Annotated in this window: 12 protein-coding genes; 5 read left to right on the top strand and 7 right to left on the bottom strand. The window is 67.4% G+C overall.

Annotation, left to right across the window (positions count from 1 at the left end):
- The 4 genes from GGD89_RS19070 to GGD89_RS19055 all read left to right on the top strand — a co-directional run.
- A partial coding sequence (locus GGD89_RS19070) for a hypothetical protein (protein WP_184048967.1) occupies window positions 1–566 on the top strand: 566 nt, incomplete at its 5' end.
- Window positions 563–1,168 (top strand): helix-turn-helix transcriptional regulator, encoded by a 606-nt coding sequence (locus GGD89_RS19065; RefSeq protein ID WP_184048965.1) that lies wholly within the window; start codon window positions 563–565, stop codon window positions 1,166–1,168. The genes GGD89_RS19070 and GGD89_RS19065, both read left to right, overlap by 4 nt.
- A 194-nt stretch (window positions 1,169–1,362) precedes the next feature.
- On the top strand, window positions 1,363–1,551 hold the full coding sequence (locus GGD89_RS19060; RefSeq protein ID WP_184048963.1) for a type II toxin-antitoxin system HicA family toxin: 189 nt from the start codon (window positions 1,363–1,365) through the stop codon (window positions 1,549–1,551).
- Between the two features lie 36 nt (window positions 1,552–1,587).
- A complete protein-coding gene (locus GGD89_RS19055; RefSeq protein WP_184048961.1) occupies window positions 1,588–1,995 on the top strand; it encodes a type II toxin-antitoxin system HicB family antitoxin in 408 nt (135 codons plus the stop codon).
- Window positions 1,996–2,110: 115 nt separating this feature from the next.
- Here GGD89_RS19055 and GGD89_RS19050 read toward each other — a convergent pair whose 3' ends face one another.
- A complete protein-coding gene (locus GGD89_RS19050) occupies window positions 2,111–2,440 on the bottom strand; it encodes a type II toxin-antitoxin system HicB family antitoxin (RefSeq protein ID WP_184048959.1) in 330 nt (109 codons plus the stop codon).
- Window positions 2,437–2,691: a type II toxin-antitoxin system HicA family toxin gene (locus GGD89_RS19045; RefSeq protein WP_184048957.1), complete on the bottom strand. Its 255-nt coding sequence runs from the start codon at window positions 2,689–2,691 to the stop codon at window positions 2,437–2,439. Before GGD89_RS19045 ends, GGD89_RS19050 begins: the two co-directional genes overlap by 4 nt.
- Before the next feature lie 141 nt (window positions 2,692–2,832).
- Here GGD89_RS19045 and GGD89_RS20450 point away from each other — a divergent pair, with 141 nt between their 5' ends.
- Window positions 2,833–3,477: a DNA-binding protein gene (locus GGD89_RS20450; RefSeq protein WP_184048955.1), complete on the top strand. Its 645-nt coding sequence runs from the start codon at window positions 2,833–2,835 to the stop codon at window positions 3,475–3,477.
- A 69-nt stretch (window positions 3,478–3,546) separates the two neighbouring features.
- Here GGD89_RS20450 and GGD89_RS19035 read toward each other — a convergent pair whose 3' ends face one another.
- The 5 genes from GGD89_RS19035 to GGD89_RS19015 form a co-directional block, all read right to left on the bottom strand.
- Window positions 3,547–3,684, bottom strand: coding sequence for a hypothetical protein (locus GGD89_RS19035; protein WP_184048952.1), 138 nt, complete (start codon window positions 3,682–3,684; stop codon window positions 3,547–3,549).
- Complete coding sequence (locus GGD89_RS19030) at window positions 3,681–3,899, bottom strand: hypothetical protein (RefSeq protein ID WP_184048949.1); 219 nt, start codon at window positions 3,897–3,899, stop codon at window positions 3,681–3,683. The genes GGD89_RS19035 and GGD89_RS19030 overlap by 4 nt, the downstream gene beginning before the upstream one ends.
- 75 nt (window positions 3,900–3,974) lie before the next feature.
- On the bottom strand, window positions 3,975–5,579 hold the full coding sequence (locus tag GGD89_RS19025; RefSeq protein ID WP_184048946.1) for a recombinase family protein: 1,605 nt from the start codon (window positions 5,577–5,579) through the stop codon (window positions 3,975–3,977).
- Between the two features lie 360 nt (window positions 5,580–5,939).
- A complete protein-coding gene (locus GGD89_RS19020) occupies window positions 5,940–6,560 on the bottom strand; it encodes a BRO-N domain-containing protein (RefSeq protein ID WP_184048943.1) in 621 nt (206 codons plus the stop codon).
- A 57-nt stretch (window positions 6,561–6,617) separates the two neighbouring features.
- Complete coding sequence (locus GGD89_RS19015) at window positions 6,618–7,265, bottom strand: BRO-N domain-containing protein (RefSeq protein ID WP_184048940.1); 648 nt, start codon at window positions 7,263–7,265, stop codon at window positions 6,618–6,620.
- Window positions 7,266–7,371 lie beyond the last annotated feature (106 nt).

Here is a 7,371-nt window from a genome sequence, read left to right as displayed (position 1 = left end):
GACGCCTGGAGGCCCTGCGTCAGGCCGAGGCGGCGCTGAACGCCGACCTGGACGCCGCCCGCCAGCCGCGCGCCGACACCCCGGCCATGGCGGCGACCGGGGCGGACGACACCGTCCTCCAGGGAGGACCGTCCTGTCCCCCTGAATCCCTTACAGAGAATCCCAAGGGGATAAATCCTGTACAGGCGCCGGGTTATCCACAGGTCGAGAGCGTCGACGATCAGGACCTGGCGCGGCGGATGGTCGAGGTCTCGCCAACCCTCCAGTGTGCCCTGACCGGCGAGGACCTTCTGGCTCTGGAGGGGGCGGATGCGGCGCGGGTGCTTGCCCCGCTGGCCCGGGCGATCTCCTGGCAGGTGCGCCGCCTGGGTTTGCCAGGGACGGTGTGGGCCGAGGGCCTGCGTGCCCACGGTATCGCCGCGCTCGCCGCCGCTGTTATCGCCTTGGAACGACAAGGGGTAAAACACAGGGCCGGCTATCTGCGGGCCATGCTCCAGAGGGCGACCTTGCCCCACACCGTGCGCCACAGCCTCGACGCCCTGGCCGCCCGGAGGGACCTGTCATGAGTCGGCGGAACGGTCAACCTAGTCGCGCCACCCAACAACGTGCCGGCAGACTGAAACGCTATCTCGGCTCCGTTGCCGGTGTCCGGCACCGTGCCGAAGACGTGGCCCGGCAATTGCCGACCAGCGATCGGCGGACACCTCGCACCAAGGCGCTGGTCCAGGCCATGATGGATGAGTTCATCGTCCAGGGCCTCGCAGAAGAAGCGTTGGGTCCTCGCGGTGGCCAAGGATGGGCGCTGACTTCGAAGGGCCAGTCGCTTATCGAGGACGTCTGGACCTGGCGCGGCGGATGGTCGAGGTCTCGCGCATGCTGCGATCAAACGGTGCCTGTCATGAGCCGGGAAAAGACGACGGGCGCGGCCGGCTGGCGCGGCGACTATCTGGCCCTGCATGCCCTGATCCGCCGCCGCCGCAAGGCCCTGCGTCTGACCCAGGCGGAGGCCGGCGCCGCCATCGGCCTGTCGGAACGCTCCTATCGCGACATCGAGGCCGGCCGGCGGGACATCGGCGCCGAGGCCCTATTCCGCCTGTGTGCCGCCTTGAACCTCCGCCTCGTGCCGGCCGAAAACCGGCAGGATCTGGCCGGTTTTGGAGGGTCGTGAGAGATCCTACGCACGGGCCTGACCTCTGCGGCATTGGACCGGGCCACCGGTCTCAGGTCCGGGGTCGGGTGTTTCCCGAGGCATCGTTTGTCAGTCCAACTTTCCCTGGTTAATACACACGATTGCGCATCTCTTTCTTGAGAATATGCGCGCTCATGTGTATGGTGACCTCGGTTGGGAGAGCGGAAGGCACCATGCACAGCCGGACGATCCTGAAGCTTTTGAAGGAAGATGGGTGGGTCCAGGTGCAGCGGACCGGAAGCCACGTGCAGCTCAAGCATCCCGCAAAACCCGGCCGAACGACGGTGCCTCACCCCAATCCGGACATCCCGATCGGGACGCTCAAGAGCATCGAGAAGCAGAGCGGGGTGCGACTGCGGTGAGCCGCGATCCTTTCCGCCAGGCCAGGGAGACCCATCATGGTCCAGCGCACCTATCCGGTGGTGATCGAGGTCGGCGAGACCGGCCGGTTTGGAGGCTTTTTCCCCGACCTTCCCGGCTGCGGCGCCGGTGGCGATACCGTCGAGGCGTGTCACGCCGATGCCCAGGCGGCCCTGACGCTGCATCTGGCGGGGATGATCGAGGACGGGGATCCCTTGCCCGAGCCGACCCCCCTGGGGGACGTGACGGTCGATCCCGAGGTGCGGGTCGCGGCGATCCTGTTGGTCTCGGCGCCGGTCACGGGCCGGACGACGCGTCTCAACATCACCATGGATACGACGTTGGTGGCGGCCATCGACAGCGTGACAAGCAACCGGAGCGCGTGGCTGGCGGAGGCGGCGTTGCGCGCCTTGCGGGACCGCCACGACGGCGCGGATCGCGGGTGACGGGTCCGGTGCTCGGCTTCGTGTCCTTGAAGAACCGGCCAGATCTGGCCGGTTTTGAGGGGCCGCGAGAGGTTTCCGGGTCGTGGCCCGCCCCGGCGTCAGGCAGGACCTCGGCCTATCCGGCCGCCTGGCCGAGGACCTCTTCCGCCCACTGGTTCAGGCTCTTGCCCGCGACCTCCGCCGCGATGGCGGCGCGCCGGTGCACGTCGGGGTCGATGCGGACCATGACGTTGCCGGAGTAGGGCTTCTGAGGGGACTTGCCGGCCTTGGCGCAAGTCTCGACGTAGTCGTCCACCGCCTCATGGAAGGCCGCCTTGAGGCCGGCCACGGTGTCGGCGTGGAAGCCGACGGGGTCTTGAATGCCGGCGATATGACCGACGAACAGGTCATCCTCGGCGTCGAAGGCGACGCGGGCGCTGTAGCCCTTGTAGGTCATGGTGCTCATGGCGTGACTCCGATGGACTCAAGAAAGGCGCGCGCGTCCCTGACCTGATATCGCTTGGCCTCCCGTGCGGGGTGCGGGCGGTGGAACGTGGCGACCACGGTCCCCGCGACGAAGCGGACGCGGGAGCCGGAGCCCTCGACCAGGTCGGCGCCGGCCGCAAGCAACAGAGCCTCAAGATCGTTCCAGGCGATGGTGCCCGAGACCGGGTCGCGGAAGACGGCCCGCAGGGTCTTCTTGTGCTTGCTGTTCATGCAAGCATGATATCGCGGTGGCGGACCTGAATGCAAGCGTTATGTGATAGCAAAAAAGGGCTGCCAACGGTGGGTCGGGCTTGCCTGTTGTCATAGTATGTAGTATGATACAACGTACTATGACAACAAGAGGAAAGCGCCATGGCCATCACCAGGGACCGCATCTGGGCCGCCGCCGACGATCTCGACGCCGCCGGCCAGAAGCCCACCCTCGCCGCCGTGCGCAAGGCCGTGGGCGGCGGCAGCTTCACCACCATTCAGGAGGCCATGGTCGCGTGGAAGGCGCGCAAGGCCGCCCGCGAGGTGCCCGAGCGCCAGCCCGTGCCCCAGGCCGTCGCCGATCAGCTGGAGGCCCTGGGGGCCGAGGTGTGGACCGTGGCCCTGGACCTGGCCACGGCGCGCCTGGCCGGCGAGCGCGAGACGCTGGCGGCCGCCCGCGCCGAGATGGAGGCCGCGCGGCGGGATGCGGCCGACCTGGCCGATCAGCTCAACGCCGACCTGGAGGAGACCAGGGCGCGCCTGGAGGCCGTGGCCGGCGAGCGGGACGCCAGCCGGACGGAGGCCGGTGCCCTCCGCCAGTCCCTGGCCGTGGCCGAGGCGCACGGGCGGGAGATGGAACGTCGCGCGGCCGAGGGGCGGGACGAGGCCGCCCAGGCGCGGCGCGAGACCACGGAGGCCCGGGAGCGGGCCGCCGACCTGACCGGCCGCCTCTCGGTCCTGGAGGCCCAGAACGCCGCGCTGCTGGCCCGCCTGACCTCGCCGGCGCCGGCCGGGCCGAGCGCCTGACGCCGGCGTTGGCCGGCGCCGCCGCACAGCAACGGAAAACCGGCCAGATCTGGCCGGTTCGTGAGGGACTCACCATGCCATGCCGAGATCACGGCGTGGCTGGCGCGTCTTTTTCGGAACGGCCACCTTGTAGCGGGTCACCAGCGTCGACTTGCCGGCGCCGTTCGGGCCGGCGAACACCCAGAGCTGGGGGCGCGGGCGGGTCATAGGGTGCGGATCACGTCGTCCCCCTGGCGGGAGAAGCGCACCAGTTCGCGGCGTCCGTCCGGGTATTCCTTGACCTGGAGGCCCGGCGGCGTGGTGCGCTCCCGGTAGTAGATCGGCATGCCGGCGGCCAGGGCCTCGCGGGCGGCCGTGTCGTCGCTGTCGACGCGGCCAAGGTCACGCCAGAGCTGTTCGATCGGGTCGTGGGCTGTCTTCATGGACTCACCTCATCCGGCGATGGCACCGTGCGATACGTGAAGGGGCGGACGGGCCTGGCCCGTCCGCCCATGATCCTAGCCCTGGTCGGGGCGTCCCAGCTTGAGAAGCTCGCGATAGGTCACATGCAGGCTGACGGTGCCACGGCGGACCACGGTCACGCGGGGCGCGACGCGTCGCAGGGCCGTGTTGGCGAGATGGTTCTCGGGATCGGTCTCCAGGGTGGTGATGAGGCTCCGCAAGGCTCTCAGGGCCGCGTCGGTCACGGCCGGGGTGGGCGTGATCGCCTCGCGCCGCCGCTTGATGTTGACCCGGTCGATGTGCCAGCGCCGCAACCGCTGTTCGCGCTCTTCCAGGTAGCGCTGGACCTCCCGGGTGCGCGCGTGGCTGCCCAGGGTGTCCAGGATGGTGGCGACCTCGGCCCGCTTGCTGGCCACGCTGGCGTCGATGGCGGCGATCATCTCGTCGAACCCCTGGCGCTGCACCGCGACCTCGGGGCGCGCCGCCCAGGCGGCGATATCGGCCTCGGTGATCGCCCGGAACGCCGCGAGGCTCCAGCGCATCAGCTCCGGCACCTCGATCGTGCAGGTCGGGCAGGTCCGGGCGTGATCGCAGCCGTACACACCCTTGCGATGATAGCGCATGGTGCCGCCGCTGGCCGCGCAGAGCAGGTGGCCGCTGAAGAAGTAGCGGCGCTTCTGGGGGCTCTTGACCTGTGCGGCGCGCCACTTCCGCTGGCGGGCCGCCTCGCGAGCGGCCGCCTGTTCCGCCGTCGTCGCCGCCTTCTCCTCGGCGGCCTCCTCGCGGGCGGTGGCGCGCGTCTTGATCAGATCCTGCACCTTGTCGAACAGCCCTGCGTCGATGATGGCCAGATCCGGCACGGCGACCTCGATCCACTCGTCCCGGGGCCGCATGACCGACGTGCGCTTGCCCGTCTCCGGATGCTTCCTGAACTGCATCTTGTTGAAGGTCAGCAGGCCCTTGTAGAGCGTCTGGCGCAGAATGCCGGTCTGCCGGCTGGCGGTGCCGACCAGCACGTTGGGCAGCCAGCGCTTGCCGGCCGGCGAGGCGATGCCCATGGCGTTGAGGTTCGCGCAGATGCGCTTGAGGCTTTGCCCCTCGGCGTAGTCGGTGAAGATCGTCCGGATCACGTCGGCTTCGCCCGGGTTGATCGCCCGGGCGCCCCGGATGGGCTCGCCGGCGTGGTCGTATCTCTTGATCAGGTCATAGCCGTAGGTGCGTCCGCCGGGGATGGCGCCGCGCTTCACCGAGGCGATCATGCCGCGCCGGGTCTTGTCGGCCAGGTCCTTCAGGTAGAGCGCGTTCATGGTGCCCTTGAGGCCGATGTGTAACTCGTTGATCTCGCCTTCCGAGACCGTCTCCAGGGCGATCCCCAGGAAGGACAGCTTCTTGTACAGGGCGGCGATATCGGACTGGTCACGGCTGATGCGGGACAGATCCTCGGTAATGATGCGCTCGAAATCCGATCTGGTCACGGCGCGCATCATGGCGTGGAGGCCGCGCCGGTTGGCGAGGGTGGCGCCGGAGAGGGCTTCGTCGGCGTAGGTATCGACCACGATGTAATCCTTGGCCGCGCAGTAGGCGTGGCAGCGGGCGATCTGATCGGCTGTGGAGGTGCATTGATGCTCGGTTGAGTGGCGAGCGTAGACGGCGACCAACATAGAGTCCTCATGGTTCGTTGCGGTACCTTCACCACGGACCGTGTGGTCCGCAAGAAAAAACGGTGGCGAGGCGTCGTTTCTACGACTTTGCAGGAGTTTGCATGACTTTGCAGGAGTTTGCAGGAGTTTGCAGGAGTTTGCAGGAGTTTGCAGGAGTGCCCGTTTCTTTTTGCCTGTCGTTCCGTTGGCAGGATAGGCGCGGTGGTCCCACTCGTGGACCACCGCGCCGCCCCGTTGGGGCGTCCTGCCCGTATTCGCCTGCGGCTCAATGGGGAGAAGCTCCGCACCGGCCGCCAGGGCGGGCACCAAAAAAGCCGCCCGGGCGGGCGGCTTTCCTGGTGCTGGACGACGCGGCGTTCGTCAGGACACGGGCGCCTCGGACCACAGGCGGCGCTTCCAGGCGACCCACTCGGGCATGTAACCGCCCGCGTAATCGACAAGAGCCTGTGCAATTTGCTCATCGGTGAGGGCGGTTTCCTGAAAAAGCATATTGACCAGGCTGTTCGCCTTCTCAAGATGATCATCCCGGCGCTTGTGTACTTTATAAGCGATATCCTCGCGCTGAAGCCGGATCAGCTGCTGCGACAGCGCCATGTATTCGGAAACGGGGATCGTGATCATGGCGTTCTGGCCGGCCGTTTCTTGACGCTTGGGCGCGGTCTCGTAGCGCCCGGTCTTGCGGATCGCCGGCAGCACCTCGGCGGTGACCCACTTGCGGAAGCGCCGGGCGGCCGGCTTGCGGCTGGTCATGATCAGCACGTACAAGCCGGACTCGTTGATGATGGTCATCTCCTGAACGCCGCCAGGGGTCGGAATACTCGTCCGATCCTTCTCATCATCGTCCAGGCGTTCCGCCACCTTGTGCGGGGACCCTACGTCCAGCACCGCGCATACGTCGGCGAGGACGAACCAGGGATCGCCATCGAGGTTGAGAGCACGAAAAGGACTGTCCTCGAAGGTAAAGGGGATGATGGTGGTCATGGGTTTGATCTCCTGATCGTGGTCGTGAGAAGGGGGATTCGGGATCGGGCCGATCCCTCAGGACACGGGGGCCTCGGTCCACAGGCGGCGCTTCCAGGCGACCCATTCGGGCATGTATCCGCCCGCGTAGTCGACGAGAGCGCGTGCGATCTGCTCGTCGGTGAGGTCGGTTTCCTGAAAGAGCATGGCGACCAGGCTGTTGGCCTTCGCAAGACGATCGTCCCGGCGCTGGTTGGCCTTGTAGGCGATGTCCTCGTTGAGACGCCGGATCAGCTGCTGTGACAGGGCCGCGTATTCGGTGACCGGGATCATCATCATGGCGTGCTGGCCGCCCGGTTCTTGACGCCCGGGCACGGCCGGCTCGGCCTCGTAGCGCCCGGTCTTGCGGATCGCCGGCAGCACCTCGACGGTGACCCAGTCTTCGAAAGCGGCGGCGGCGGGGAGCTTGGAGCGGAAGATCAGACGGTACAGGTCCGCTTCAGGGATCAGGACGGTTTGCGGGTCGAGGGAGTCACGATCCGTTACCCCCTCGATCGGGTAGGTTTGTGCCGATCGGGCGTATTTGCAGTGGTCCGCAATCGCCTTCCGCGTATTGGCGTACCCCAATGCCGTGGCGATATCCTTGGCCACGAACCAGGGGCCCTGGTCAGTTTCGAGGCCCCGGATTTCCATGTCTTCAAACTTGAAGGACTCTAAGGTGGTCATGGTGTCTGTCTCCTGATGGCGATCGGTGACCATGGGGGCCGCCCAGGCGGTGTCCGCCTGGGATGTGGCGGGCATGGACGGCGGCCGGCATAGAGTCCCCGTGGTT

The sequence above is a fragment of the Roseospira visakhapatnamensis genome, from assembly GCF_014197915.1.
In the GTDB taxonomy this organism is placed as follows: Bacteria; Pseudomonadota; Alphaproteobacteria; order Rhodospirillales; family Rhodospirillaceae; genus Rhodospira; species Rhodospira visakhapatnamensis.
This window is presented reverse-complemented; position numbering and strand designations above follow the sequence as displayed.

Excerpts from the sequence above, each read along its gene's own strand:
- GGD89_RS19050 (WP_184048959.1), bottom strand. The coding sequence starts at position 2,440 with ATGAGCACCATGACCTACAAGGGCTACAGCGCCCGCGTCGCCTTCGAC.
- GGD89_RS19025 (WP_184048946.1), bottom strand. The coding sequence starts at position 5,579 with ATGTTGGTCGCCGTCTACGCTCGCCACTCAACCGAGCATCAATGCACC.
- GGD89_RS19055 (WP_184048961.1), top strand. The coding sequence starts at position 1,588 with ATGGTCCAGCGCACCTATCCGGTGGTGATCGAGGTCGGCGAGACCGGC.
- GGD89_RS19015 (WP_184048940.1), bottom strand. The coding sequence starts at position 7,265 with ATGACCACCTTAGAGTCCTTCAAGTTTGAAGACATGGAAATCCGGGGC.
- GGD89_RS19030 (WP_184048949.1), bottom strand. The coding sequence starts at position 3,899 with ATGAAGACAGCCCACGACCCGATCGAACAGCTCTGGCGTGACCTTGGC.
- GGD89_RS20450 (WP_184048955.1), top strand. The coding sequence starts at position 2,833 with ATGGCCATCACCAGGGACCGCATCTGGGCCGCCGCCGACGATCTCGAC.
- GGD89_RS19065 (WP_184048965.1), top strand. The coding sequence starts at position 563 with ATGAGTCGGCGGAACGGTCAACCTAGTCGCGCCACCCAACAACGTGCC.
- GGD89_RS19045 (WP_184048957.1), bottom strand. The coding sequence starts at position 2,691 with ATGAACAGCAAGCACAAGAAGACCCTGCGGGCCGTCTTCCGCGACCCG.
- GGD89_RS19060 (WP_184048963.1), top strand. The coding sequence starts at position 1,363 with ATGCACAGCCGGACGATCCTGAAGCTTTTGAAGGAAGATGGGTGGGTC.
- GGD89_RS19020 (WP_184048943.1), bottom strand. The coding sequence starts at position 6,560 with ATGACCACCATCATCCCCTTTACCTTCGAGGACAGTCCTTTTCGTGCT.
- GGD89_RS19035 (WP_184048952.1), bottom strand. The coding sequence starts at position 3,684 with ATGACCCGCCCGCGCCCCCAGCTCTGGGTGTTCGCCGGCCCGAACGGC.